This is a genomic window from Neomoorella stamsii (assembly GCF_002995805.1).
Lineage (GTDB): Bacteria > Bacillota > DSM-521 > Neomoorellales > Neomoorellaceae > Neomoorella > Neomoorella stamsii.
Window position 1 is genome coordinate 1 of sequence record NZ_PVXL01000064.1, and the last position, 746, is coordinate 746.

General features: G+C 55.6%; 1 protein-coding gene. It reads left to right on the plus strand.

Annotated features, from left to right (window positions below; genetic code table 11):
- Positions 1-54: 54 nt before the first annotated feature.
- The gene (locus MOST_RS13685; RefSeq protein ID WP_054937422.1) at positions 55-741 is read left to right on the plus strand and encodes a manganese catalase family protein; all 687 of its coding nucleotides are present in this window, start codon (positions 55-57) and stop codon (positions 739-741) included.
- Positions 742-746 lie beyond the last annotated feature (5 nt).

Here is a 746-nt window from a genome sequence, read left to right on the forward strand (position 1 = left end):
GGTACATACCATGAAGCCCAGCATGGGATAATAGACTTAGAAAGGGGGAATAGCATGTTCAAGCACGATAAGAACCTGCTAGAAATGGTGCGTGTGGAACGGCCGAACCCAAACTACGCGGCGCTTTTGCAGGAGCAAATCGGGGGCCCACACGGTGAGCTGAAGGCCGGGTTACAGTACCTGGCCCAAAGTTTTCGCATTCAAGACCCGGCCATCAAGGATATTTTCCTTGACATCGCCGCGGAGGAACTCAGTCACCTTGAAATGGTATGTACGGCAGTCAACCTCTTGAACGGCCATGAACCTCAGGCCATGAACGCCACCATCGGCAATGTTCAGGCGCATGTAACGACCGGACTCAATCCCTTTTACAGCAACGCCTCCGGCCAGGTTTGGACCGCGTCTTACATTGAAGCCACCGGTGACCTGCCCGCGGACCTGCTTTCCAACATCGCCGCCGAACAACGTGCCAAGGTTGTCTATGAATATCTGCACCGGCAAATCGCCGACCGGTATGTGCGGCAGATGATCGATTTCCTGTTGAACAGGGAAGAGGCGCACAACACCATGTTCCGGGAATGCTTCCAGAAGGTCCAGGGCACCGGCTCCACCCAGGACTGGGGTGTGGACAAGGATGCCCGGCTCTTTTTTAACCTGTCCACACCCGGCAACTATGTGGGGTCCTCCCTGCATGACCCGCAACCACCGTCCTTTTCCGAGCCGCAAATCCCGCCCCAGTAAAATAG

Excerpts from the sequence above, each read along its gene's own strand:
- MOST_RS13685 (WP_054937422.1), top strand. The coding sequence starts at position 55 with ATGTTCAAGCACGATAAGAACCTGCTAGAAATGGTGCGTGTGGAACGG.